Source organism: Dickeya sp. NCPPB 3274 (assembly GCF_000406205.1).
GTDB lineage: Bacteria > Pseudomonadota > Gammaproteobacteria > Enterobacterales > Enterobacteriaceae > Dickeya > Dickeya fangzhongdai.
On sequence record NZ_CM001979.1, the window covers coordinates 3,105,280 to 3,128,736 of the forward strand.

At 53.3% G+C, this 23,457-nt stretch carries 27 protein-coding genes; 16 read left to right on the forward strand and 11 right to left on the reverse strand.

Going from position 1 to position 23,457, the window contains the following annotated elements; genetic code table 11:
- Nucleotides 1-299: 299 nt before the first annotated feature.
- The 13 genes from fliF to fliR all read left to right on the forward strand — a co-directional run bounded on the left by fliF (nt 300) and on the right by fliR (nt 11,215).
- Nucleotides 300-2,021, forward strand: a complete 1,722-nt coding sequence (gene fliF, locus DXX3274_RS13835; RefSeq protein ID WP_042860259.1) for a flagellar basal-body MS-ring/collar protein FliF — start codon at nt 300-302, stop codon at nt 2,019-2,021.
- Entirely contained in the window at nt 2,018-3,010 is a 993-nt protein-coding gene (gene fliG / locus DXX3274_RS13840) for a flagellar motor switch protein FliG (RefSeq protein ID WP_042860260.1), read from the forward strand. The genes fliF and fliG overlap by 4 nt, the downstream gene beginning before the upstream one ends.
- Nucleotides 2,985-3,737, forward strand: a complete 753-nt coding sequence (fliH, locus tag DXX3274_RS13845; RefSeq protein WP_371206780.1) for a flagellar assembly protein FliH — start codon at nt 2,985-2,987, stop codon at nt 3,735-3,737. The genes fliG and fliH overlap by 26 nt, the downstream gene beginning before the upstream one ends.
- A complete protein-coding gene (fliI, locus tag DXX3274_RS13850; RefSeq protein WP_042860261.1) occupies nt 3,737-5,107 on the forward strand; it encodes a flagellar protein export ATPase FliI in 1,371 nt (456 codons plus the stop codon). Before fliH ends, fliI begins: the two co-directional genes overlap by 1 nt.
- A gap of 8 nt (nt 5,108-5,115) precedes the next feature.
- Nucleotides 5,116-5,556, forward strand: coding sequence for a flagellar export protein FliJ (gene fliJ / locus DXX3274_RS13855; protein ID WP_038667938.1), 441 nt, complete (start codon nt 5,116-5,118; stop codon nt 5,554-5,556).
- A gap of 2 nt (nt 5,557-5,558) precedes the next feature.
- Nucleotides 5,559-6,875 carry a flagellar hook-length control protein FliK gene (locus tag DXX3274_RS13860; RefSeq protein WP_042860264.1) on the forward strand — a complete coding sequence of 439 codons (1,317 nt, stop codon included), beginning with the start codon at nt 5,559-5,561 and terminating at the stop codon, nt 6,873-6,875.
- 133 nt (nt 6,876-7,008) lie between these two features.
- Entirely contained in the window at nt 7,009-7,497 is a 489-nt protein-coding gene (gene fliL / locus DXX3274_RS13865; RefSeq protein ID WP_042860266.1) for a flagellar basal body-associated protein FliL, read from the forward strand.
- 5 nt (nt 7,498-7,502) lie between these two features.
- Nucleotides 7,503-8,519: a flagellar motor switch protein FliM gene (fliM, locus tag DXX3274_RS13870; protein ID WP_038667932.1), complete on the forward strand. Its 1,017-nt coding sequence runs from the start codon at nt 7,503-7,505 to the stop codon at nt 8,517-8,519.
- Nucleotides 8,512-8,928 carry a flagellar motor switch protein FliN gene (gene fliN, locus DXX3274_RS13875; protein ID WP_022634073.1) on the forward strand — a complete coding sequence of 139 codons (417 nt, stop codon included), beginning with the start codon at nt 8,512-8,514 and terminating at the stop codon, nt 8,926-8,928. Before fliM ends, fliN begins: the two co-directional genes overlap by 8 nt.
- Entirely contained in the window at nt 8,928-9,344 is a 417-nt protein-coding gene (fliO, locus tag DXX3274_RS13880; RefSeq protein WP_042860267.1) for a flagellar biosynthetic protein FliO, read from the forward strand. Before fliN ends, fliO begins: the two co-directional genes overlap by 1 nt.
- Nucleotides 9,341-10,117 (forward strand): flagellar type III secretion system pore protein FliP, encoded by a 777-nt coding sequence (gene fliP / locus DXX3274_RS13885; RefSeq protein ID WP_042860268.1) that lies wholly within the window; start codon nt 9,341-9,343, stop codon nt 10,115-10,117. The genes fliO and fliP overlap by 4 nt, the downstream gene beginning before the upstream one ends.
- Nucleotides 10,118-10,160: 43 nt before the next feature.
- Complete coding sequence (gene fliQ / locus DXX3274_RS13890; protein WP_013318499.1) at nt 10,161-10,430, forward strand: flagellar biosynthesis protein FliQ; 270 nt, start codon at nt 10,161-10,163, stop codon at nt 10,428-10,430.
- A 2-nt stretch (nt 10,431-10,432) separates the two neighbouring features.
- Nucleotides 10,433-11,215: a flagellar biosynthetic protein FliR gene (gene fliR / locus DXX3274_RS13895; RefSeq protein WP_042860270.1), complete on the forward strand. Its 783-nt coding sequence runs from the start codon at nt 10,433-10,435 to the stop codon at nt 11,213-11,215.
- Between the two features lie 184 nt (nt 11,216-11,399).
- Here the strand turns inward: fliR and flgL are convergent, their stop codons facing one another.
- From flgL to flgB, 11 genes are all read right to left on the reverse strand, one after another.
- Nucleotides 11,400-12,329 (reverse strand): flagellar hook-associated protein FlgL, encoded by a 930-nt coding sequence (gene flgL, locus DXX3274_RS13900; RefSeq protein WP_042860272.1) that lies wholly within the window; start codon nt 12,327-12,329, stop codon nt 11,400-11,402.
- 31 nt (nt 12,330-12,360) lie between these two features.
- The gene (gene flgK / locus DXX3274_RS13905) at nt 12,361-14,283 is read right to left on the reverse strand and encodes a flagellar hook-associated protein FlgK (RefSeq protein WP_042860274.1); all 1,923 of its coding nucleotides are present in this window, start codon (nt 14,281-14,283) and stop codon (nt 12,361-12,363) included.
- 126 nt (nt 14,284-14,409) lie between these two features.
- Nucleotides 14,410-15,360, reverse strand: a complete 951-nt coding sequence (flgJ, locus tag DXX3274_RS13910) for a flagellar assembly peptidoglycan hydrolase FlgJ (RefSeq protein ID WP_042860275.1) — start codon at nt 15,358-15,360, stop codon at nt 14,410-14,412.
- Nucleotides 15,360-16,469, reverse strand: a complete 1,110-nt coding sequence (locus DXX3274_RS13915; RefSeq protein ID WP_042860276.1) for a flagellar basal body P-ring protein FlgI — start codon at nt 16,467-16,469, stop codon at nt 15,360-15,362. Before DXX3274_RS13915 ends, flgJ begins: the two co-directional genes overlap by 1 nt.
- 16 nt (nt 16,470-16,485) lie before the next feature.
- Nucleotides 16,486-17,202: a flagellar basal body L-ring protein FlgH gene (locus DXX3274_RS13920; protein ID WP_033112348.1), complete on the reverse strand. Its 717-nt coding sequence runs from the start codon at nt 17,200-17,202 to the stop codon at nt 16,486-16,488.
- Nucleotides 17,203-17,335: 133 nt separating this feature from the next.
- A complete protein-coding gene (gene flgG, locus DXX3274_RS13925; RefSeq protein WP_042860278.1) occupies nt 17,336-18,118 on the reverse strand; it encodes a flagellar basal-body rod protein FlgG in 783 nt (260 codons plus the stop codon).
- Nucleotides 18,119-18,144: 26 nt separating this feature from the next.
- Nucleotides 18,145-18,900 carry a flagellar basal body rod protein FlgF gene (locus DXX3274_RS13930; protein WP_042860279.1) on the reverse strand — a complete coding sequence of 252 codons (756 nt, stop codon included), beginning with the start codon at nt 18,898-18,900 and terminating at the stop codon, nt 18,145-18,147.
- A 21-nt stretch (nt 18,901-18,921) separates the two neighbouring features.
- The gene (gene flgE / locus DXX3274_RS13935; RefSeq protein WP_042860280.1) at nt 18,922-20,121 is read right to left on the reverse strand and encodes a flagellar hook protein FlgE; all 1,200 of its coding nucleotides are present in this window, start codon (nt 20,119-20,121) and stop codon (nt 18,922-18,924) included.
- A 67-nt stretch (nt 20,122-20,188) separates the two neighbouring features.
- The gene (gene flgD, locus DXX3274_RS13940; RefSeq protein WP_042860282.1) at nt 20,189-20,860 is read right to left on the reverse strand and encodes a flagellar hook assembly protein FlgD; all 672 of its coding nucleotides are present in this window, start codon (nt 20,858-20,860) and stop codon (nt 20,189-20,191) included.
- 12 nt (nt 20,861-20,872) lie between these two features.
- On the reverse strand, nt 20,873-21,277 hold the full coding sequence (gene flgC / locus DXX3274_RS13945; protein ID WP_012769280.1) for a flagellar basal body rod protein FlgC: 405 nt from the start codon (nt 21,275-21,277) through the stop codon (nt 20,873-20,875).
- Between the two features lie 33 nt (nt 21,278-21,310).
- Nucleotides 21,311-21,730 carry a flagellar basal body rod protein FlgB gene (flgB, locus tag DXX3274_RS13950; RefSeq protein WP_033567706.1) on the reverse strand — a complete coding sequence of 140 codons (420 nt, stop codon included), beginning with the start codon at nt 21,728-21,730 and terminating at the stop codon, nt 21,311-21,313.
- Between the two features lie 166 nt (nt 21,731-21,896).
- On the opposite strand from flgB, the gene flgA reads away from it, so the two are divergent.
- The 3 genes from flgA to DXX3274_RS13965 all read left to right on the forward strand — a co-directional run bounded on the left by flgA (nt 21,897) and on the right by DXX3274_RS13965 (nt 23,451).
- Nucleotides 21,897-22,565, forward strand: coding sequence for a flagellar basal body P-ring formation chaperone FlgA (gene flgA / locus DXX3274_RS13955; RefSeq protein ID WP_042860284.1), 669 nt, complete (start codon nt 21,897-21,899; stop codon nt 22,563-22,565).
- Between the two features lie 144 nt (nt 22,566-22,709).
- A complete protein-coding gene (gene flgM, locus DXX3274_RS13960; RefSeq protein WP_042860286.1) occupies nt 22,710-23,009 on the forward strand; it encodes a flagellar biosynthesis anti-sigma factor FlgM in 300 nt (99 codons plus the stop codon).
- Between the two features lie 4 nt (nt 23,010-23,013).
- Complete coding sequence (locus tag DXX3274_RS13965; protein ID WP_038919573.1) at nt 23,014-23,451, forward strand: flagella synthesis protein FlgN; 438 nt, start codon at nt 23,014-23,016, stop codon at nt 23,449-23,451.
- Nucleotides 23,452-23,457 lie beyond the last annotated feature (6 nt).

Below are 23,457 nucleotides of genomic sequence, written 5' to 3' on the forward strand. Positions count from 1 at the left end.
TAAAAACCAAATAAATGATAAACATATGTATATGTAGCAAACGAACTGTGCCATTAGCGCCGTTTATTTCACATACATCTCTTTACAGGTTCAATACGCTACCATATCCATAAGGTAGTAAATCGTATAAATGACATTAAAAATGCCAGCTTATCGACCCATCAATTTTTGCGTAACGGAAAATAATGGCATGCCGGTAAATGTAGGCGATGAGTTTTTATGATTGCGCAATCAGGGAGTTCTGTTTTGTTACGTTACAACGTTACCCATATCGTTCAGCAACCAGGCAGAGATAGAGTATGAACGCCTTAACATCCGGCGCCGCAACCGGTGGGAAAAGCTTTGGCGAGATACTCAACCGTTTGCGTGCCAACCCTAAAATCCCGTTACTGATTGCCTCCGCTGCAACTATTGCGATTGTTGTCGCCCTGTCATTGTGGGCTCGCGGCCCCGATTATCGGGTGTTGTACACCAACCTCAATGAACGTGATGGTGGCAGTATTGTCTCCGAACTGGGCAAAATGAATATCCCTTACCGCTTCACCGAAAGCGGCGCGGCCATCATGATCCCGTCGGACAAGGTTTATGAAACCCGTCTGAAGCTCGCCCAGCAAGGGTTACCGAAAGGCGGTGCTGTTGGCTTTGAACTGCTTGACCAGGAAAAATTCGGCATCAGCCAGTTCAGCGAGCAGATCAACTATCAACGCGCGCTGGAAGGCGAACTGGCGAGAACTATGGAAACCCTGGGGCCGATCCAGAATGCGCGCGTACATCTGGCCATTCCCAAGCCGTCGCTGTTCGTGCGCGAACAGAAATCCCCTTCCGCAGCGGTTACCGTTACGCTGCAACCTGGCCGGGCGCTTGACGATAGCCAGATTAGCGCCATTACCTACCTGGTTTCCAGCAGCGTAGCCGGCCTGCCGGCCGACAAGGTCACCGTCGTTGACCAGACCGGTAAGCTGCTGACGCAAAATGACGGTTCAGGACGCGACCTCAATGCCGCGCAGCTGAAATATGCCAATGAAGTCGAAAGCAATTACCAGCGCCGGATTGAAGCGATTCTGACGCCAGTGGTCGGCGCAGGCAATGTCCATGCGCAAGTCACCGCTCAGATCGACTTCGCCAGCCGCGAACAGACTGATGAACAGTATCAACCTAACCAGACGCCGAATCAGGCTGCGGTACGCTCTCAGCAAACCAGTCAGAGCGATCAGCGCGGTGGTCCTAACGTAGGTGGCGTGCCTGGCGCATTATCGAATACACCAACACCGGCGCCGACTGCGCCCATTTCCACCCCGCCGGCAAACAACGCAAACAATGCCAATAATGCGAACAACGCAAACAACGCTAATGCTAACGCGGCGGGAACCAATACCCAGACGTCTGCCGGCAATGCGGCTAATCAGACCTACAACAGCCGCCACGATCAGACGATTAACTATGAAGTTGATCGCACCATCCGGCACACCAAGCAGAACACCGGCAATATTCAGCGTTTGTCTGTTGCTGTCGTGGTTAACTACACGCAGGGCGAGGACGGCAAGCCGGCAGCGCTCAATGATGACCAACTGAAGAAAATCGAAGCGCTGGTTCGTGAATCCATGGGATTCTCCGGCGATCGCGGTGATACCCTGAACGTGGTTAATACACCGTTCACCATCACAGATGCCACTGGCGGCGAACTGCCCTTCTGGCAGAAACAGGCGTTCTTCGATCTGCTGACCGAAGTAGGCCGCTGGCTGCTGGTGCTGATTGTTGGCTGGATTCTGTATCGTAAACTGGTGCGTCCGCAGTTGCAGAGACGTGCGCAGGTGCAGGAAGCAGCCGAAGCGGCCGCCTCGTTGCGCGGTCAGGATGCGGATGTCACCGTCACGCTCAGTACGATGGAAGAAGAGCTACAGCGGAAATCCGAGCAGCGGGCCCATGCAGAAATGCACAGCCAGCGTGTCCGTGAGCTGGCCGAGAATGATCCTCGCGTCGTCGCGCTGGTAATCCGCCACTGGATGAGTAACGAACTATGAGTTTGACAGGTACAGAAAAGAGCGCCGTATTATTGATGACTATCGGCGAAGACCGCGCGGCAGAAGTTTTTACGCACCTCTCAACCCGCGAAGTGCAGCATCTCAGTACTGCGATGGCCAACATGAAACAGGTCTCTCAGTCTGAGTTGCTGGAAGTGTTGCGCGAGTTTGATCTTGAGGCCGAGCAGTATGCGGCGTTAGGTGTGAATGCCGGCGAATACCTTCGTTCTGTCCTGGTCAAGGCGTTGGGTGAAGAGCGCGCCTCCAGCCTGCTGGAAGATATCCTTGAGAGCAAGGAAACCTCTACCGGTATGGAAACGCTCAACTTTATGGAGCCGCAAAGCGCCGCCGACCTTATCCGCGACGAACATCCGCAGATTATCGCCACCATCCTGGTGCACCTCAAACGCGCGCAGGCGGCGGATATTCTGGCCCACTTCGACGAGCGCATGCGTAATGACGTCATGTTGCGTATCGCCACCTTCGGCGGGGTGCAACCGTCCGCTCTGGCGGAACTGACCGAAGTGCTTAACGGATTGCTGGACGGTCAAAACCTCAAACGCAGCAAAATGGGTGGTGTTCGTACTGCGGCAGAGATCATCAACCTGATGAAAACGCAGCACGAAGAAGCGGTTATCGATGCCGTACGCGAATTCGACGGCGAGTTGGCACAGAAAATTATCGACGAAATGTTCCTGTTCGAAAACCTGGTGGAAGTGGACGACCGCAGTATCCAGCGTCTGCTGCAGGAAGTGGAATCCGAGTCTCTGCTGATCGCGCTGAAAGGTGCCGAACAGCCGCTGCGCGAGAAGTTCCTGCGCAACATGTCGCAGCGTGCGGCGGAAATCCTGCGCGACGACCTGGCAACCCGTGGTCCGGTACGTATGTCCCAGGTGGAAAACGAACAGAAAGCCATTTTGCTCATTGTACGTCGACTGGCAGACAGCGGCGAAATGATTATCGGTGGTGGCGATGACGCGTTTGTCTAACTCTTCCAATCTTGACTGGCAGCCGTGGAAACTGGATGACCTTTCCTCCCCTACACCCGCTGTCGCGGATGTGGGGACGCCAACGTCGTCTTCCCCGGTGTCACCGTCGGCGCAACCGGGAGACAACGACTTCTTCGGCATGTCTGACTTTCAGCAGCCGGAGGATGATCTGGCGACCCTGCGCGAGCAGGTGCTGCAACAAGCGCGGGAGAACGGGTTTGCCGAAGGCAAGCAACAGGGCTACGCCGCCGGTTATCAGGACGGACTCCAGACCGGTACACAGCAGGGTTTACAGGATGCGGCTCAACAGCAGCAACCGGTTATTGCCCAGATGCAACAAATGGTCAATGAATTCCAGCAAACGCTGGACGCTCTGGACAGCGTCATTGTCTCACGCCTGATGCAGTTGGCTTTAACCGCCGCCAAGCAGGTAATTGGCCAGTCGCCGGTTTGTGACGGCACGGCGTTAATGGGGCAAATACAGCAGTTGATCCAGCAGGAACCTATGTTCAGCGGCAAGCCGCAATTGCGCGTACACCCATCGGATCTGGATCGGGTGGAACAGCACCTCGGCCCTACCCTCAGCCTTCACGGCTGGCGGTTGTTGGCGGATAACCAGTTGCATCCCGGTGGCTGCAAGGTCAGCGCCGAAGAAGGGGATCTAGACGCCAGCATTGCTACACGCTGGCATGAACTTTGCCGACTGGCAGCACCGGGAGAACTCTGATGACTGTGCGTCTTTCCCGTTGGCTCTCTTCTATTGATGCGTTTGAAAAGCGTATCGCCAATACGCCTGCGATACGCCGTTATGGACGGCTGACGCGCGCGACGGGATTGGTGCTTGAGGCGACCGGCCTGCACATGCCGCTGGGTTCAACCTGCCTGATTGAGCGTCAGAACGGCAATCAGGTTGACGAAGTAGAAAGCGAAGTCGTCGGTTTTAACGGCCAGAAACTGTTCCTGATGCCGCTTGAAGAGGTCGAAGGGATCATCCCGGGAGCACGGGTCTATGAACGCGTCGGTCTTTCCGGTAGCAGCCAGGGCAAGCAGCTACCGCTGGGTCCGGCATTGCTGGGCCGCGTACTCGATGGCAGCGCCAAACCGTTGGACGGTTTTCCTGCGCCTGATACCGGCTACACCGCGCCACTGGTGACCGCGCCGTTCAACCCGCTCCAGCGTACGCCGATTGAACACGTCCTGGATGTTGGCGTGCGTGCCATCAACGCATTGCTGACGGTGGGCCGTGGTCAGCGTATGGGGCTTTTTGCCGGTTCCGGTGTTGGTAAAAGTGTGCTGCTCGGAATGATGGCGCGCTATACTCAAGCCGATGTGATCGTAGTCGGCCTGATCGGGGAACGTGGGCGCGAAGTTAAAGACTTCATTGAAAACATTCTCGGCACAGAAGGGCTTGCACGCTCTGTGGTGATCGCCGCCCCGGCGGATGTCTCTCCCCTGCTGCGTATGCAAGGCGCGGCTTATGCTACGCGCATCGCAGAAGATTTCCGCGACCGTGGTCATCATGTATTGTTGATTATGGATTCGCTGACGCGTTATGCGATGGCTCAACGTGAAATCGCACTGGCGATTGGCGAACCGCCGGCGACCAAAGGCTACCCGCCGTCGGTTTTTGCCAAACTGCCCGCTCTGGTAGAGCGCGCAGGCAACGGTATTTCAGGTGGTGGTTCAATCACAGCGTTTTATACGGTGTTGACCGAAGGCGACGACCAGCAGGATCCGATTGCCGACTCGGCCCGCGCCATTCTGGACGGCCATATCGTGCTGTCCCGTCAGTTGGCAGAGTCCGGACATTATCCGGCTATTGATATCGAAGCCTCTATTAGCCGTGCAATGACGGCGTTAATAGATGAAAACCATTATTCTGCGGTAAGGCAATTCAAGCAGTCGCTATCCAGTTATCAGCGCAACCGCGATCTGATTAATGTCGGCGCTTACGCCGCCGGTAGCGACCCGCTACTTGATCGGGCAATACAGCTTTATCCGCAGATGCAACATTTTTTGCAGCAGGGAATGTTTGAGCGAAGCTCATTTGAGGAAGCCTGTCAGGCACTGGATAACATTTTCCCGTATAATCGGTAGGAGGGTGAATGAGAACTCAATCTACCTTCGTCATGCTGCGTGATTTGGCCCAAAAAGAGGTCGATGCTGCGACAACGCATCTGGGTCAGGTACAAAAAGCCTATTTGCAGGCTGAACAGCAACTTAATGCGTTGTTAGGTTACCATGATGATTATCGCCAGCGGCTCAATGACTCAATGACCGAAGGCATGGCCAATACCTCCTGGCAAAATTATCAGCAATTTATTTTGACTCTGGAAAAAGCGATTGAGCAGCACCAGCATCAGTTATTAAATTGGTCTTCTCGTTTAAATCAGGCGATGAAAGCCTGGCAGGAAAAGCAGCAGCGACTGAATGCATTTAGTACATTGCAACAGCGTGAACAGACTAAAATGCTGGCGCATGAAAATCGCCTGGAACAAAAGCGGATGGATGAATTCGCCCAACGCGCATCAATGAGGAAAACATAATTATGAACTTGCCAGCAATGCCGATCACCACAACGACTGATGCAAGCACAACTGCGCCTCAGGGGAATTCCTTACTTGCGCTGCTGGGCAAAGACCAGCTACCGGAAAATTTTGTTCAGTTGCTCTCGCAGAAACTGTCAACGGCGCAGTCCGCCAAAAAAACCATTATCAGCGATCAGGAAAGCGCCGACCTCAAAGACGCACTGGCAAAAAGCGGCATTGAAGCAAACAGTGACGAATTGAATGCCATTCTGGGCGCCCTGACTAAGGGAACGTTGACGCTGGCCGACCTGCAATCAGGCAATTCCCTTGAATCACTGCTGGCCAAGGCTCAGAAGAAAGTCAGTGCAAAGGACGAGAAAACGGCTGATACCGATGCGCTAGCTATGCAGGCATTGTTTGCCATGATTCCGGTACAAACTACGGCTCAGACAAAAGCGGTAACTGAAGGCTCGGCGTCCAGCCCGTCTTTATCCGATGGATTGAGTGAGTTGAAAAACGGCAAGACCAGCAGCAGCGTTTTGAGCTCGTTGCTGAGTTCGGCAAAAACCGGCGATTCATCGTCACAAGGCGATTTTACGTTGAATGCATCCGCAACAACGGATAGCTCGGCTGCGTCGTCCCTGACTGCCGCGGGTACCGCTGCCAAAAATACCGGATTGCAGGCGGCGGACCAGTCCAAAGATAGCCCTCTGCTGGCATCCCGTAAGGAAGACAGCGCCAGTAATCCAATAGCCGCATCTGCACCGGCCGATGCCGGCGCCAGTTCGTCATTACAGACGTTGTCGTCGCTGTTCGCCAGCAACGCTACGCCAACGCAACCCGCGGCCCAGCACGTAACCAGCCAGATCAACGCGCCTCTGGGTACTCAGCAGTGGAATGATGCGCTGGGTCAACAGGTCGTGATGTTTAGCCGTAACGGACAGCAGACCGCAGAACTGAAACTTCACCCGGAAGAGTTGGGTTCACTGCATATCATGCTGAAAATCGAAGATAATCAGGCGCAAATTCATCTGGTTTCAGGTAACAGCCAGGTGCGTTCCGCACTGGAGTCCGCACTCCCCCACTTGCGCAGCGCGATGGCCGAGAGCGGTATCAACCTGGGGCAGAGCAGCGTAGGGTCGGATGCCAGCAGTTGGCAGCAGTCACAGCAGCAAGTGGCAAGCAACGCCAATAGTAACGGCGGCGGCAACGCCTCGTCTTATCAGCAGCAATTCGGCCAATCTGGGCATACCGCCGCCGAAGTTGAACCGCTGACGGTACCGGCACAGCTGCAGTCAATGGCAACAGGTATTAATGGCGTCGATATCTTTGCCTAATGAAGAAGTTAACGCTTTTTTTATTGTTTATTCATTGTATTGAAGCGGTGAATAGGCGGGATAATCGTGATATCACGCATTTATCTAATGGCTGACTTTGCCATTAGATACTGATAAATAACAGGATATATCATTGGCTACGTCTAATAAGAAAGCCCAGTCAGGCGGTAATAAGAGGTCCCTCTGGCTGATACTCTTGATTGTTATCGCCCTGGCAGCCACTGCCGCAGCGGGTGCCGGCTGGTGGTTATTGAGTCAGAAAAAAACCGAAACGGCAGCCAGCGAGCCGCCTCCGCCGCCAGCGCCGGTATTCATGCCTTTGGATACATTCACCGTTAACCTGTTATCTCCGGATAACAACCCGGATCGGGTGCTGTATGTGGGGATCACCCTGCGACTGCCGGATGAAGCGACCCGTGCGCGCCTGACCAATTATCTGCCGGAAATTCGCAGTCGTTTGATTATGCTGTTTTCTCGTCAGAGCTCATCTGTTCTGGCAACGGAACAAGGCAAGCAAAAACTGGTTGAAGATATCAAGCAGGTATTAAGCCCACCGCTGGTTCCTGGACAACCTAACCAGGTAGTCAGCGATGTCCTGTTCACTGCTTTCATTTTGCGGTAATCACTATGGGTGACAGCATTCTTTCACAGGCAGAGATTGACGCTCTGCTAAACGGTGACAGTGGCGATAGTAGCGCTGATGCCAGCAACGCTGCTTCGCAGAAAGACGGGGATGTCAAACCCTACGATCCCAATACACAACGGCGCGTCATTCGTGAACGTCTGCAGGCGCTGGAGATCATTAACGAACGTTTTGCTCGTCAGTTCCGTATGGGGCTGTTCAACCTGCTTCGTCGTAGCCCGGATATTACTGTCGGGGCTATCAAGATTCAGCCGTATCATGAGTTTGCGCGTAACCTGCCGGTTCCGACCAACCTCAACCTGATACATCTGAAGCCACTGCGCGGCACGGCCCTGTTTGTGTTCTCCCCTAGCCTGGTCTTTATTGCCGTGGACAACCTGTTCGGCGGCGACGGTCGTTTCCCCACCAAGGTTGAAGGTCGTGAATTTACGCATACCGAGCAGCGCGTTGTGCGCCGGATGCTTAAACTGGCGCTTGAAGCTTACAGTGATGCCTGGAATGCGATTTACAAGTTAGATGTGGAATACGTGCGTTCGGAAATGCAGGTAAAATTCACCAACATCACCACATCGCCGAACGATATCGTGGTGACGACCCCTTTCCATCTGGAAATCGGGACCTTGACCGGTGAATTCAGTATCTGTATTCCGTTCTCCATGATTGAGCCTTTACGCGAATTGCTGGCTAACCCGCCGCTGGAGAACTCTCAGCAGGAAGACCAGCATTGGCGTGAAACACTGGCAAAGCAGGTACAGCACTCGGAGCTGGAGCTGGTTGCCAACTTTGTCGATATCCCGGTTCGACTGTCGAAGGTTTTGAAACTCAAACCCGGAGATATTTTGCCGATTGATAAACCTGAACGCCTGGTGGCTCATGTTGATGGCGTGCCGGTATTGACCTGTCAATACGGTACGTTAGATGGCCAATATGCCTTGCGTGTTGAACACTTGATTAACCCCATTTTAAATTCTCTGAATGACGAGGAACCGCTCAATGAGTGACATCAAGAAACCGTCCGAAGAAACGGATTCCGTGGACGATCTGTGGGCTGATGCATTTAACGAGCAGCAGTCGGCAGAAAAAAGCGCGCCGGGTAGTACCGAAGGTATCTTCAAAAACTTTGATGTGCAGGACACGCAGGGTTCAATGCAGGATATCGATCTGATTCTGGATATCCCGGTCAAACTGACGGTCGAGCTCGGTCGCACCAAAATGACCATCAAAGAGTTGCTGCGTTTGTCGCAGGGCTCCGTGGTAGCGCTGGATGGCCTGGCCGGTGAGCCGCTGGATATCATGATTAACGGATATCTGATTGCTCAGGGTGAAGTCGTGGTCGTCTCTGACAAGTATGGCGTACGTATCACCGATATTATTACGCCGTCAGAACGTATGCGCAGGTTAGGCCGTTAATGACGGGCACCGCACAACAGACTGTCTCTACGATTCAGCAGCCGCCCGCGGCTGCTGAATCCGTTATTTCCGGCGGCGCACTGTTGTCGCAAATCGGCACCGCCTTGTGCGGTGTGCTGTTATTGATCTTGCTGGTCGCCTGGCTATTACGCAAACTGGGTCTCGCGCCGCAGGTCAAAAGCAGCAATGTTATGAAAGTGATGTCGTCGTGTCCGGTCGGGCAACGCGAACGTATTGTGATTGTTGAAGTCGACGATACCTGGCTCGTATTAGGGGTAACTGCCCAGCAGATCACCCATTTGCATACCCTGCCCGCGCGTCCCGTTGGCAACGCGGCATCGGCAGAAAAAATTGCGCCGGCCGATTTTCTCCAGTTTCTCAAGAAAGCGACCAAGCGTCCGGAAAAAACCGAATGAGTACCACCCTGCGTCCGACTTCTTTCTCCGCATGGCTGCGTCTGCTACGTTATCCTGCGGCTTCCATTCTGTTCCTGATCGCACCCCATGCACTGGCGCAGCTGCCCGGTATTATCAGCCAACCCCTGGCTAACGGCGGGCAGAGTTGGTCATTGCCGATTCAGACGCTGGTTTTCATCACATCGCTGAGTTTTATTCCAGCGGTATTACTGATGATGACCTGTTTTACCCGCATTATCATCGTCCTGAGTCTATTGCGCAACGCATTGGGAACACCAACCGCACCGCCCAACCAGGTGTTGCTGGGGCTTAGTCTGTTTCTGACTTTTTTTGTGATGTCTCCGGTACTGAACCGCATCTATGACGAAGCCTATCGTCCGTTCAGTGAAGATAAGATCAGTATGGAAGTGGCTATCGAAAAAGGCTCGCAGCCGTTGCGTGAATTCATGCTCCGGCAAACCCGGGAAGCGGACTTAGCTTTATTTACTCGCCTGGCGCAAATTCCCTCACTGCAAGGCCCGGAAGCGGTTCCGATGCGGGTACTGGTGCCGGCTTATGTTACCAGCGAGCTGAAAACCGCTTTTCAGATCGGTTTTACGATTTTCATTCCTTTCCTGCTGATCGACCTGGTTGTAGCCAGTGTGCTGATGGCGCTGGGTATGATGATGGTTCCTCCGGCCACCATCTCGTTACCATTCAAGCTGATGCTCTTCGTGCTGGTTGACGGGTGGCAATTGTTGCTGGGGTCGCTGGCCCAGAGTTTCTATACTTAGTCGGTGCGGTTACCGCTGTTCACCACATCAGAGGAATGCCTGTATGACTCCTGAATCCGTCATGGCTTTAGGCTATGAAGCAATGAAAATAGCGCTGATGCTGGCAGGCCCTCCTCTTGTCGCCGCGCTGGTCAGCGGCTTGATTATCAGCCTGCTTCAGGCAGCCACACAAATCAACGAAATGACCCTGTCATTCATTCCTAAAGTGCTGACGGTATTTTTCACGCTGGTGGTTGCCGGCCCCTGGATGCTCAGCGTCATTCTTGATTATATGCGCACGATGTTCAGCCAATTTCCCAACATGATTGGATAGACATGGTCACCCTCAGCAGCATCGACATGATCGGTTGGTTCAACCAGTTTTTCTGGCCACTGGTCAGGATCCTCGCGCTTATCAGTACCGCGCCGATCTTTAGCGAACGCTCAATCACTCGCCGGGTAAAGATCGGACTGGGAGTGCTGATTACTATTGTCATTACACCGAGCATTCCCCACACCTCGACTCCAATATTTTCCGCAGCCGGTGTCTGGATGCTATGTCAGCAGGTGTTGATAGGCGCGATGCTGGGCTTCGCCATGCAGCTGGCGTTTGCGGCAATCCGTCTGGCCGGTGAGATTATCGGCCTGCAGATGGGGCTTTCATTTGCGACCTTCTTTGACCCCAGCGGCGGCCCGAATATGCCGGTGGTCGCCCGGTTCATGAACTTGCTGGCGTTGCTGCTTTTTCTGAGCATGAATGGGCATCTATGGTTGATATCGCTGCTGGTTGACAGTTTTCACACCATTCCCATCAGTGCCGAACCGATCAGCGGTAACGTATTTATGACCCTGGCCGAGGCTGGCGGTAGGATATTTTCTAACGGGCTGATGCTTGCCCTGCCCCTCATCACACTACTGCTGACTATCAACATGGCGCTTGGCTTATTAAGCCGGCTCGCGCCGCAGCTAACCATCTTTGCCATCGGCTTTCCCATCACCCTCTTCGCCGGGATCATCACCGTGGGTTTTCTGATCTTCCTGCTCTCGCCTTATGCAGAAAAACTGTTCGGCGAAACCTACGATTTACTGGCTGACTTATTAAGCCGCTTTGCCGGGTAATCCGCCCATTCGTTCGCTATTTTCCTCTGCCTTACTCTGCGGCTTATCCAAAACGAACTGATTCGCATCGCATGCGCATCGAAAAATACACGGCAAAAAAAAGACATGTCATCTTATTAAGGATGACATGCCAAAAAGAATACGCCCGGTTTAAGCGTATCCAAATACGGGTCGCTATTCCGTTTTATTTATTAAGCTGGAACAGCGAAAGACTCTGCATATCGCTAAAGGCTTTATATGAAGCCTGCAGAGACTGTTGTTGCATCATATATGTGGAGATGGTCGCAACCATATCGATGTCAACCAAGTCGCTCAATGTCTGTTTGTTCGCCGTAGTACGATCGGTACCAATGCTATCCAGCGTATCGATCTCCTGCAGCTGAACACCCAGCGTTGCCTGCGCAGAAGACACGTTAGTCAGCGCGTTCTTGAGGCCCTGACTGGCTGCGCTGATTGATGCGGTATTAGCACTCTTCACGGCGTCAGTGGCGCCTTCCAGCGGAGTTTCCAGCGCGCTAATCGCGCTATCCAGCGCACCGAAGATGTCCGCAGTACCGCTCGCGTTGTTAAATACGTCGGAACCGATATGCCCGACCGTCATGATGCGGTCCGCGTCCACCTGCTGGGAAATGGCCTGAGTGCCGCCCACATAGCTAACGGTACCGGACGCATTGGTAGTAAACGGCTGAGAATCGGTCTTATAGCCACCGAAAACAAAGCTGCCATTACCATCCGTACTGTTTGCCAGATTGAGCAATTGAGATTTCAGGCCGCGCAGAGAGGTTGCGATAAGCTGGCGGTCGTTATCATTCTTTGTACCGTCCGCGCTTAACAGCGTCGTGCTGGCCGAGGTCAATGCGGTCGCTACGTTGGTCAGTACCGACAATTCGCTATTCATGCCATTTTCAGCAAAGGTGCGCGCCAGCGTATATTGCTCGTTTTGTGCCTGCGCCTGGTTGACCATAACCGCCTTGGACGCCGCTATCGGGTCATCAGAGGGGGTTAGCACGCGGGTGTTGCTGGCAAGCTGCTGGCCCGTTTTGCTGAAGGACGATAATCCATCTGTGACGCCTTGCATGCTCTGCTGAAAAATAATACTGGTACTCAGTCGCATAACTTATTCCTTACTGTTTCTCGTCACAAATTTAGCTACGGATCGCCAACAGGGAATCGAAGATCGTCGAAGCAGTCTGGATTACCTTGGCATTCGCCATGTAATACTGCTGGAAACGAACCAGATCGCCATACTCTTCATCCAGGTTGACACCGGATACAGACTGCTGCTCGGTCGTCAGCTGCGACACCACATTTTTCTGCGATGTGTCGGTAACTTTGGCGGTACTGGTTTTGTTGCCGATATCTCCGACCAGACTGGCATAGGCCTGACTGATACTGGATTTATTCTCGACAACTTTGCTGGTCTGCAAATTCAGTAACGCTTTAGCGTTGGTGTTATCACTCACGCCACCACCCGCTGACGTCAGCGAAACACCAGCCGCCGCAATCTTGGACGAATCCGTCACTTTCACCGACATATCCACGACGACATCGCGAACACCCTTAACCGTAAACAGGTCTTTCGCTGCCGGCGTACCGGAGATATCCAGTTTCATCCCGTCAAAAATCAGGCTGGCCGACGTCGAACCGCTGGCCGCGGTATACGTCGCAGAGGAAGACAGGTCAGCACCATCCGACAAACGCGTGATCGACCAGTCATTGGCTGCCGGACCAACAAATTTGACGCTATAGTCGCTCGCCTTGATGTAGTTGGAATCGTTACGCGCCAACGAAGCGGCAGAGGTTGAGCCGGTCGGCGCAGTCTGCGAAATGGATGATTGCCCCGGTGATACTTTGAAACTGAAAGTATCGCCTGATGCAGCAGAACCGGAAATATCGATAGTGAAACCATCAAAGGTCAATGCCGAGCCTGACAGGGTTGAGGCTGCTGTCGTGCCGTCAGAGCGGGTAACACTCCAGGACGTTCCATTGTACTGCATCGAGTAAGTATCGCTCAGATAGGAAGAGGTCAACTCGGTAGCAGTCGTATTTTTGGCGCTCTTTAACGTGACAGATGAGCCAACGCCAAAGAAATCCCCTCCCTGAGCATTGTTCAGGTCAAACCCGGCTTTGTGTTGCTGGTTGAAAGCATCGGTAAACGCCAGCGCCATCTGTCCCAACTGATTACGAGCGCTATCCAGCGTACTGGTGCGGAAACTGAGCAAACCGCCGAGAGAACCACCGGTAATGGCGCTTTCTTTTACTTCGCTTGCACCGGCGATGGCGTCGTTATAGGAAACGGTGGTACGCGTCGGGTCGGTGCTGGACTGGGTAGCGACAAGCGTATTGTAACTTTTGCCCTGAACCAGGGTCAGGCCATTTTTCAACGCGATGTTGTAAACGTCGCCGTCCTGGACCGCCACATCCACGCCAACCAGCTTGTTCAGATCGTTAACCAGGTTATCGCGCTGGTCCAGCAGATCATTCGGCGACGCGCCGTTGTTGGCGCCCTTCAGACGAATAATCTGATCGTTGATATCAGCAATCTGTTTGGCATACGTATTAATTTGCGTAACGGTGATGGAAATCTCGCCGTTGATATTGCTGTCCATATCACGCAGGTACTGATCGGTAATCTTGAACTGATTGACCAAAGCTTCGGCTTTGCCCAGCACGGTTTGACGTACTGAAGAGTCGCTGGAATTGCTGGTCAGGTTCTGCAGGTTCTTGAAGAAGTCCTGAATCGTGGTGGACAGGCTGGATGAACTGCTCGATAACAGGTTATCGATCTTGGAGATCTGGCTGTAATACGACGTGGTCGCACTGCTTGTTGTCTGTGCCGCACGTAATTGTTTGGCGATGAAATCGTTGTAGTCACGATTGATGCTGACAACGCTGACCCCGTTGCCAATATAACCGGCGGAAAGATTGGTGCCGTTGTTCTGTGTCAACAGTGCATTTTGACGGCTATACCCTGTAACAGCCTGGTTACTGATATTGTTACTGACGGTACTCAACGCCGCCTGGGCAGCGCTCAAACCACTCATTCCGGTGTTAATCAAGTTGGACATGCTGGGTTCCTTTTACTCTTGCTCATGCACAGACAGGACAGTACCTATTACCGGGCACAAAGAGATATCGCCGTTATAAATTAACTTGTATAGCTATCGGCAGACGGGCTGAAAACTTGAGGAAAATTAGAAAATCCCGCTCAGGTCATGCGTATAGGCCTGAACCGCCTTTTCACCCGAGTTTTTCATCTGCTGAATCATGCTTACCAGCTTCTTCGCATAAGCCGGATCAGTCGCATACCCTGCCTGTTGCAGCGCCACCGCAGCCTGTTCCGCGGTTGCCGCAGCAGAAACACCAGCATAACGGGGGTTCTGCGTCAGCAATTTGGCGTAATCATTTAACGCTTCCAGATAAGAACCATACACACGGAAGGCGGCTTTGACCTTTTTGGCGATGCCCTGCTCGTATTCTGTCGTGGTAACTTCCGTAACCGGGCCATCCCAGCTACTGCCGGCTTTAATACCAAAAATGTTGTGACTGCGACGGCCATCGGCGGTAGGAATCTCACGCTGTCCCCAGCCGGACTCCAGGGCAGCCTGCGCCATGATCAGATGATGTGGAATACCGCTTTGCTGGCTAACCAGCATGGCTGGTGTGGACAAACGGGAGATAAAATCGGTGCTGCTCATCGGCAACGCAGACGATTTTTCCGGCAGTTTGGGGACGGCCTTACGTACCATCTGTTCCAGCACAAACGACGGCATGGCACGGGCTAATTGACCATCGGGTTTGAAAGGCGCCGCCGATGCGGGTTCATTCCCGACAATGCCCTGGCCCATCATCTGTTTTTCAATCACGGAAGCCAATCCCAGCCCCTTGCCCAACGACATTTGCTGGGCCAGTTGCTGGTCATACATTGATGTGAGCATGCGGGTTTGATCGCTGCTGAAAATGCCATCTTTCGGCAACGCGTCACGCATGCTCTTCATCATCATCTGCACGAAGACGCCTTCCAACTGTTTAGCCACAGCGCGGATCCCTTCCCGGCTCTGAGGATGACTGGATACATCCCGCTTCAGCGCGTTAAGTGACTGTGTCTCATAAGCAGGATTGTTAAACGTCTTCATATCGCTCATCAGATAATTTCCAGCTTCGCTCTCAGGCAACCAGCACTTTCCATCGCCTGAAGAATTGACATCAGATCCATCGGCGTGGCGCCAAGCGAGTTCAATGCTCTGACCACACTATTGAGGTTAGCACTGGAGTTGACTCGCTGCAGCGCGCCGCCTTCCTGACGCATGGAGATTTCCGTCTGCGGCGTCACGACCGTTTGCCCGCCTGCCAGCGGCGTGTTCGGTTGACTGACCACATTCTGCTGGTTGATGGTAACGGACAGGTTGCCCTGAGCAACCGCGCAGTTTTCCAGTTGGACATTGCGGTTCATAACTACCGAACCGGTGCGGGAGTTAATGATAACCTTGGCGTCCAGCGTGCCGACATTCACCTCAATATTCTGCATGTCGGCCAGGAACCTCACCTGAGCGCTGTTGCCGGCAGGCACCACAACCCGGACAGTACGCGAATCCAGCGGCGCTGCCGAACCACCGCGACCAAAACGGTTGATGGCATCGCTGATGCTCTGTGCCATGGTGAAATCATCCTGATTTAACTGCAGAATGATGGTATTGCCGGTGCCAAAAGTATTGGGCAGTTCACGCTCGATGATTGCACCGCCGCTGATACGCCCACCCGACAGTTGGTTTACCTGCACGCTGCTGCCGCCCGCGGACGCGCCAGCGCCGCCGATCAATACGTTCCCCTGCGCGATAGCATAGATCTGATTATCCACCCCTTTCAGCGGCGTCATCAGCAGCGTACCGCCGCGCAGGCTCTTGGCGTTACCCATCGAAGAAACGACCACATCCACCGGTTGTCCCGAACGGGCAAACGCCGGCAACTTTGCCGTCACCATAACGGCAGCCACGTTTTTCAACTGCATGTTGGTACCAGCCGGAACGGTAATCCCCAGCTGAGACAACATGTTGTTCAGACTTTGAGTGGTGAACGGCGTCTGCGTGGTTTGGTCACCGGTACCATCCAGCCCCACTACCAGACCATAGCCAATCAGGGCATTATCACGCACGCCCTGAATATTCACCAGATCGCGGATACGCTCAGCCGATGCTGGCGGAGCCACCACCATCAGCAAAGCAAGAAGAACGGTAAAGATTGAAGTGATCCGCATTGTATGCCTCATCAATTTAGAACGGCGAAACATTAAGGAAGAAGCGTTGCAGCCAGCCCATGGTCTGCGTTTCATTAATGTAGCCATTACCCACATATTCCATACGCGCGTCCGCCACTTGTGTTGACGGTACGGTATTGCTGCCGCTGATAGTTCTTGGGTTCACTACCCCGGAAAAACGAATAAATTCGGTTCCCTGATTAACTGCAATCTGTTTTTCGCCCACGACATGCAGGTTGCCATTCGTCAGCACCTGATCCACGGTAACCGTGATGGTGCCGGTGAAGGTATTATTCGCGTTGGCGCCGCCTTTCCCGGTAAAGTCATCTTTGCCGGTGGCGTTAAATGCGGCCCGGTTGTTGCCCAGTGGGCCTTCCAGCAAACGCGGCGTCGTGGTCATACCGAACGAACCGGAAGCATCACGACTGGCATTTGCCGACGAACTCTTACTGGCGCTGACGTTTTCCTGCAGCACAATGGTAAGCGTATCCCCTACATTCCTTGGGCGACGATCCTCAAACATCGGCTGATAACCATAGTTCATCGCCTGCCCGGTCTGGAAAATAGAACCGTTGGGAATAGCCTGTAAAGGCGGTGCAGGCTGCGCTGTCGTTGGCCCGGTCACCACCTTGTCATGAGGTATATAGGCGCAACCGGACAGTGTTAACATCATCACGTATGCCAGCAGACGGGGCCGACATGGCTGCAACGCTGCAACCGACTTCGTATTCATCATCACTACGGATATCGCCTTACTTTCAGTAATCTATCCACATATTGAATCAAGGTGGCCACTTTACCCATCTGCATTCCAGCCGCAAATCAGTAAAACGCCACCCTATTTAACAAGCGCTACCCAGGAGAGATTACAGCTGGGTCAGTTTCTGCAACATCTGATCGGTGGAAGAAATCGCCTTACTGTTGATTTCATACGCGCGTTGAGTCTGGATCATCGACACCAACTCTTCGGCGACGTTCACGTTCGATGTTTCAACGTATTTCTGATAAATCAGACCCGCTCCGTTCAGGCCAGGCGTACTCTGAGTCGGCGCGCCGGAACTGGCGGTTTCCGCATACAGGTTTTCGCCGAGGTTTTCCAGGCCCGCCTCGTTGATGAACATCGCCAGGTTAAGCTGCCCGATCTGCACCGGCGCAGTCTGCCCCTGCTGAGTCACGGTGACCACCCCGTCGCGGCCAACCGTTAGGTTGCTGGAGTTTGCCGGGATAGTGATCGCCGGCTGGACCTGAAAGCCGCTGGATGTCACCAGCTGACCGTTGGAGTCCTGCTGGAAAGAGCCATCGCGGGTATACGACGTAGTTCCATCCGGCATCAGCACCTGGAAGAAACCGGCGCCCTTGATCGCCATATCCTTCACATTACCGGTTTCGGAAAAGGAGCCTTGCGTATGAATGCGCTCGGTTGCCACCGGACGCACACCAGTCCCCAGTTGCAGACCTGACGGCAGTGTGGTCTGTTCTGAAGACTGCGCCCCTGGCTGACGAACTGTCTGGTACATCAGGTCCTCAAATACGGCACGCTGACGCTTAAAACCATTGGTGCTGACGTTCGCCAGGTTGTTGGATATGACATCCATATTGGTTTGCTGGGCGTTCAGACCGGTTTTGGCAATCCATAAAGAACGGATCATCGAGTCACTCCTGTGCGCAAGGGCACTTAATTCATTGCAAGTATCTGATTAGCACGTTGCGTATTATCATCAACGCTGCTGATCACTTTCATCTGCATCTCAAAACGGCGCGAGTTGGAAATCATCTCCACCATCGATTCAACCGTATTGACGTTACTGCCTTCCAGTACCCCCGGCATTACCCTGACGGTTGCGTCATTCTGTAATACCGCGCCGCGCTGCTGCTGCGCGGCCGGGGACACACGAAAAAGCCCGTCGTCGCTACGGGTCACTTCGGTTCCCGTCGCCTTGACCAGCTTCAGGCGCCCGATCTGGGTAACCGTGTTCGCGGCGTCGCTAGGGTTTAACGCGTTGATGGTACCGTCAGGACCGATAGTAAGCTGCGTCTGAGGCGGAACGTCAATCGGACCGCCGTCGCCCATTACCAGGTTGCCCTGAATGGTCAACTGCCCGTTGGCGTTGATTTCCATATTACCGTTGCGGGTATAGGCTTCACTGCCATCCGCAGCACGCACCGCCAGCCAGCCGTCCTGCGACAAGGCAACGTCCATCGAACGCCCGGTATAATCCATCGAACCCGGGGTGGTATCCGCCCCAGGCGTTGATGATATCACCAGCGTACGCGTCTCGTTGGTAACCCCCTGGATCGGCACAGCACGCATCGCAGCCAGCTGCGCGCGAAAGCCCGGCGTCGAGGCGTTGGCCATGTTGTTTGACGTAATGGCCTGTTGCTCCAGCGTCTGGCTTGCTGCGCCCATCGCTGTATAGATAGCGTGATCCATGCAATATCCCCGTTACGATAATTAACGCAGGTTGACCAGCGTGTTGAGAATCTGATCCTGCGTTTTGATGGTCTGCGCGTTCGACTGATAGTTACGCTGGGCAACGATCATGTTGACCAGTTCCTTACTCATATCGACGTTGGAACTTTCCGTCGCCTTACCAACCAGTTTGCCCAGGTTGCCGGAACCTGCCAGACCTACAACAGCCTGACCAGAATTACTGGTTGCCGCCCAAACGTTATCCCCCTGGGGAGACAACCCTTCCGGGTTAGCGAAGTTAGCCAGCGCGATCTGCCCAAGTACCTGGGTTTTCGAGTTGGAATAAGAGCCGACAACCGTACCATCGTTACTGATGCTGTAACCGGTCAATTCACCCGGAGCATAACCATTCTGTGTTGGCGTCTTGGTGCTATTGGAGCCGCTGTTCTGCTGTACTGTGCCGGTAAAGGCAAGCGTAAAGTTGCTGGCGGCAGAACCATTCAACGTCGCCATGGTCAACGTCGCCGGCGTCGTCGTCGTCAGCGCACCACTGGTATTGAAGGTCAGTGCGGTCGGCCCCTGGAAACCTGCGCCGGTAATGCTGGTATCCTGAGCGTACACGTTCCAGCTGTTGGCGGCGGATTTCACAAAGTAGAGCGCAAAGTTATGTTCGTTACCCAGACTATCGTAGGTAGTAATGGAACCCTTGTAGTTTGAGGTATTGGTCGGATCGGTCGCGTTCCAGGTATTGATGCTATCCGATGAGTTCAGGTTGGCGATAATGGATGCCGTGGTCGTCGCGTTGGCCGACATCGTGGTTTCCGGTATGCTCAGCGCCACCGGGTCCGCACCTTGCTGAATGGTCGGCGGAGTACCGGTAGCGGGATAACCGGTCAACTGCAGCCCCTGCGCGTTGACGATATTACGGCTGCTGTCTAACGTGAACTGACCATTACGGCTGTAAGCTACACTGCCGTTACTGTTAAGAAGACGATAGAAACCATTCCCGTTAATGGCTACATCCAGCGAACGAGACGTGCCGGTGATAGAACCGTTGCTAAAGTCCTGCAGTACGGATGCAACTCGGGTCCCCAGGCCTACGTTGGAGCCGGCATACATATCGGCAAAAGAGATATTACTGGCTTTGAAACCAACGGTAGCGGAGTTGGCAATGTTGTTGCCAATCACGTCCAGATTGTTAGAGGCAGCGTTTAAGCCACTGACCGCCTGAGAAAAGCTCATAGTGCTCTCCTGAATATTGATGAACTGTTATTCACTAAAAAAGTGACGCGCGTTATATCCGTAACTGCTACAAAATCTGACGTACATTATCCAGCGTGGACTGGCCGCTCAGGCCCAGGTCCAGTAATGCCCCACTACTATTGCTGACCACGCCATTCACGTACGCGTAGTTCAAAGCTTCTACTACCTGCTGAGTACCATTTGAGGTAGCGGAAACCGAAATTGTATAAGCGCCATCTGGTGCGGCCGTACCGTCGGAGGCCTTGCCATCCCAGGAATAGGCATGAACCCCGGCGCTCAGTGAGCCGAGCTCCATGCTGCGAACCACTTTGCCGGAACTGTCGGTGATATTGACGGTAACGTTCTCCGCCGCATTTTCCAACTCAACGCCGAACGGCGTGGTCGTTTCCTTGCCGACCAGCACTTTGGTGCCCGGCACCAGCACGCCGTGACCAATCAATGATGCCGCCTGAATGGACTGGTTGCTGTTGATTTGCGTGGAAATGGACCCCAGTGTGGTATTCAGCTTCTCGATGCCGCTCACCGTGTTTAACTGAGCCAGCTGAGAGACCAGCTGGTTGTTATCCATCGGGTTGGTCGGATCCTGATTTTTCAGCTGAGCAACCAATAGAGTCAGGAAACTATTCTGTAAGTCAGCACTGGTACTTCCGCTGACAGTCGATGTCGACGTCGTTGATGTAGTACTTTGGACGTCACTGACAGAAGATGTGGTAGCCATGAATTCTCCAGATTACTGACCAATGGTTAATGTCTTCAGCATCATCGATTTTGTGGTATTCAATACTTCCACGTTCGCCTGATAGCTTCGGGACGCCGAAATGGTGTTCACCATTTCATTGACGGGATCCACATTCGGCATGCGGACATAGCCTTTGGCATCGGCCAGCGGATTTCCCGGCTGATAGACCAGTTTTTCCGGAGAAGGATCTTCGACCACTTTGGCGACTTTCACACCGCCAGTCGCCTGCCCCGGAGCAGCATCGACCTCAAAAACCACCTGCTTGGCGCGATAGGGCTGACCGTCGGGTCCCGTAACGCTGTCAGCGTTAGCCAGGTTACTGGCGCTAACGTTAAGGCGTTGAGACTGGGCAGAAAGCGCCGAGCCGGAAATATCGAAAATATTAAGTAACGACATGAGACATCAACCTTATATCTGTCGCCAATGCTGTTATGATGACCCGGACTGAAGTACCGACATCATCCCTTTAATCTGCCCGCCGATGAGCGTCAGGCTGCTCTGATACTTGAGACTGTTGTCCGCGAAATTGGTACGTTCGCGATCCATGTCAACCGTGTTTCCATCAAGAGCCGGCTGGGTCGGGACACGGTAGAGCAGATCGAGTTCGGGCGGTTGTACTGTCTGAGCGGGGATGTGACGTGCAGACGTCAGGCTCAGCGATACAGACTGACCGCTGGCACGCCCTTGCTCCATGACCTTGTTCAGTTCGCTGGCAAAATCAATGTCACGCGCCTGATAACCAGGAGTATCCGCGTTGGCAATATTGGCGGCCAAAATCTCCTGACGCTGGGCACGGAGATTCAATGCTTCTTGCTGAAACCGTAGCGCGGCATCCAATTTATCGAGCATGCTCCCTCCGCAATTTAAACTTTAGTGCTGGTAGGATAATTCTCATCCTGTAAAAATCATCGCAAGAATAGACATAAAATGAAGCGCTATTTATTGCCTTAACTGTAAGCAAGTACCGTTACACTGATACCGTGAAATTAAACGGGTTTTGGAGAGCGTAAGACTGATGCCTGATATCAGAAAATACATACAGTTATCGATTTTGGGTATCTTGTTTGCCCCGGTACTGGTGAATGCTGCCGATCTTGCATCACAAATTTCCCGCTTTTTTTCGGATAACTTTAAAGGCTCATCCAATACGATTAATGTGGTGGTAAAGACACCTGAAGCCCAATGGCTCGTTTGTGAAAATCCGCAGATTTCACTGCCGGGAAATGCCAAAATGTGGGGTAATCTTTCGGTGTCTGTTCGCTGTAGCCAAGAGCGGCGTTTCGTGCAGGTAGAAGTGCAGGTTACTGGAAACTATCTGGTCGCCGCGGCGCCGGTCAGCCGGGGAACAGAACTGACGTCCGGCGATATTCGAACCATTCGCGGCAGGATCGATCAACTGCCTCCCCGCGCCTTGTTCACCCCGGGAGAGGCTCAGGGCGCGGTGGCGTTGCGGGATATCGCGCCAGGCCAGCCCATCACCCAGGTGATGATCAGAAAACCCTGGGTGATCCGAGCCGGGCAAAACGTGCAGATTCTGGCCCAGGGGGATGGCTTTAACGTACGCAGTGAAGGTAAGGCGATGAACAATGCGGCTTCGGGTCAATCTGCCAGAGCACGCACGGCTTCAGGTCAGGTCGTATCCGGCATCGCAACCGACGATGGGATTATTCTGATCTCACAATAATTTGCTAAAGTAATGCTCAATGCTGCCGATATGATGTACATAGTCGCTGATGATATACTGGTTAAATAAATGCCAGTTTTAGATGGTGTTAGCTATCTCATTGATTATCATCATTTATACTTTTCATGACACGAGCACACTACCATGAGCATTGATCGGACCCAGTCAGTCAAACCGGTAAGCCAGGTTCAACCCCGGGATACCGGCGACGTAACAAAATTAAAGCGGAAGGAAGAAACCGGGCAGCAAAGCGGTGTGACCGGTACTCAGGTTAAACTGAGCGATGCGCAGTCCAAACTGATGCAACCGTCGTCGCAGGACATCGATATGCAGCGCGTAGAAACCCTGAAGCAGGCTATTCGTGACGGTTCATTAAAAATGAACGTCGGTAAAATTGCTGATGCATTAATTAAAGATGCTCAGGACTTAATCGCAGGCGACTAACCCTATGGAAAAACTTGTAAAGCTGCTGGAGCAACTCCTGTTCAACATGCGTGAACTTGAAGTTGTGCTGTCTGATGAGCAGTTGTTGCTCTGTGCGGGCCATGTTGATGGGCCAGCTCTGCAAGTGATTACCGATAAGAAGGGCTCTCTGTTATCGACCATCCAGCATTTGGATAAAATTCGTCTGCAGGGAGAATCGGTGTTGCGTGTGAAAGCGCCCTACTCTAGCCATGCAACCCTGGAACAAACCTGGCAACAGATCACCGCGTTAAGTGAATCTTTGCGCGATAAAAACCAGCATAATGGCTTACTGCTTGGTTATCATCTCGATCACAATGAAAAAGCGCTGGCGGTGCTGAAACCTCGTCACGCACAGTCTCTGTACGGACCGGACGGTCAATCTCGAAGTAATTCCATTTCTGGCCGACGAATCAGCATCTGATTTGGG

Excerpts from the sequence above, each read along its gene's own strand:
- DXX3274_RS13965 (WP_038919573.1), top strand. The coding sequence starts at position 23,014 with ATGGAAAAACTTGTAAAGCTGCTGGAGCAACTCCTGTTCAACATGCGT.
- flgB (WP_033567706.1), bottom strand. The coding sequence starts at position 21,730 with ATGCTCGATAAATTGGATGCCGCGCTACGGTTTCAGCAAGAAGCATTG.
- fliM (WP_038667932.1), top strand. The coding sequence starts at position 7,503 with ATGGGTGACAGCATTCTTTCACAGGCAGAGATTGACGCTCTGCTAAAC.
- fliR (WP_042860270.1), top strand. The coding sequence starts at position 10,433 with ATGGTCACCCTCAGCAGCATCGACATGATCGGTTGGTTCAACCAGTTT.
- DXX3274_RS13920 (WP_033112348.1), bottom strand. The coding sequence starts at position 17,202 with ATGAATACGAAGTCGGTTGCAGCGTTGCAGCCATGTCGGCCCCGTCTG.
- DXX3274_RS13860 (WP_042860264.1), top strand. The coding sequence starts at position 5,559 with ATGAACTTGCCAGCAATGCCGATCACCACAACGACTGATGCAAGCACA.
- flgE (WP_042860280.1), bottom strand. The coding sequence starts at position 20,121 with ATGAGCTTTTCTCAGGCGGTCAGTGGCTTAAACGCTGCCTCTAACAAT.
- flgC (WP_012769280.1), bottom strand. The coding sequence starts at position 21,277 with ATGTCGTTACTTAATATTTTCGATATTTCCGGCTCGGCGCTTTCTGCC.
- DXX3274_RS13915 (WP_042860276.1), bottom strand. The coding sequence starts at position 16,469 with ATGCGGATCACTTCAATCTTTACCGTTCTTCTTGCTTTGCTGATGGTG.
- fliF (WP_042860259.1), top strand. The coding sequence starts at position 300 with ATGAACGCCTTAACATCCGGCGCCGCAACCGGTGGGAAAAGCTTTGGC.
- flgJ (WP_042860275.1), bottom strand. The coding sequence starts at position 15,360 with ATGAGCGATATGAAGACGTTTAACAATCCTGCTTATGAGACACAGTCA.
- flgK (WP_042860274.1), bottom strand. The coding sequence starts at position 14,283 with ATGTCCAACTTGATTAACACCGGAATGAGTGGTTTGAGCGCTGCCCAG.
- fliP (WP_042860268.1), top strand. The coding sequence starts at position 9,341 with ATGAGTACCACCCTGCGTCCGACTTCTTTCTCCGCATGGCTGCGTCTG.
- fliO (WP_042860267.1), top strand. The coding sequence starts at position 8,928 with ATGACGGGCACCGCACAACAGACTGTCTCTACGATTCAGCAGCCGCCC.
- flgG (WP_042860278.1), bottom strand. The coding sequence starts at position 18,118 with ATGATCCGTTCTTTATGGATTGCCAAAACCGGTCTGAACGCCCAGCAA.
- fliJ (WP_038667938.1), top strand. The coding sequence starts at position 5,116 with ATGAGAACTCAATCTACCTTCGTCATGCTGCGTGATTTGGCCCAAAAA.
- DXX3274_RS13930 (WP_042860279.1), bottom strand. The coding sequence starts at position 18,900 with ATGGATCACGCTATCTATACAGCGATGGGCGCAGCAAGCCAGACGCTG.
- flgD (WP_042860282.1), bottom strand. The coding sequence starts at position 20,860 with ATGGCTACCACATCTTCTGTCAGTGACGTCCAAAGTACTACATCAACG.
- fliQ (WP_013318499.1), top strand. The coding sequence starts at position 10,161 with ATGACTCCTGAATCCGTCATGGCTTTAGGCTATGAAGCAATGAAAATA.
- fliG (WP_042860260.1), top strand. The coding sequence starts at position 2,018 with ATGAGTTTGACAGGTACAGAAAAGAGCGCCGTATTATTGATGACTATC.
- fliI (WP_042860261.1), top strand. The coding sequence starts at position 3,737 with ATGACTGTGCGTCTTTCCCGTTGGCTCTCTTCTATTGATGCGTTTGAA.
- flgL (WP_042860272.1), bottom strand. The coding sequence starts at position 12,329 with ATGCGACTGAGTACCAGTATTATTTTTCAGCAGAGCATGCAAGGCGTC.
- flgM (WP_042860286.1), top strand. The coding sequence starts at position 22,710 with ATGAGCATTGATCGGACCCAGTCAGTCAAACCGGTAAGCCAGGTTCAA.
- fliN (WP_022634073.1), top strand. The coding sequence starts at position 8,512 with ATGAGTGACATCAAGAAACCGTCCGAAGAAACGGATTCCGTGGACGAT.
- flgA (WP_042860284.1), top strand. The coding sequence starts at position 21,897 with ATGCCTGATATCAGAAAATACATACAGTTATCGATTTTGGGTATCTTG.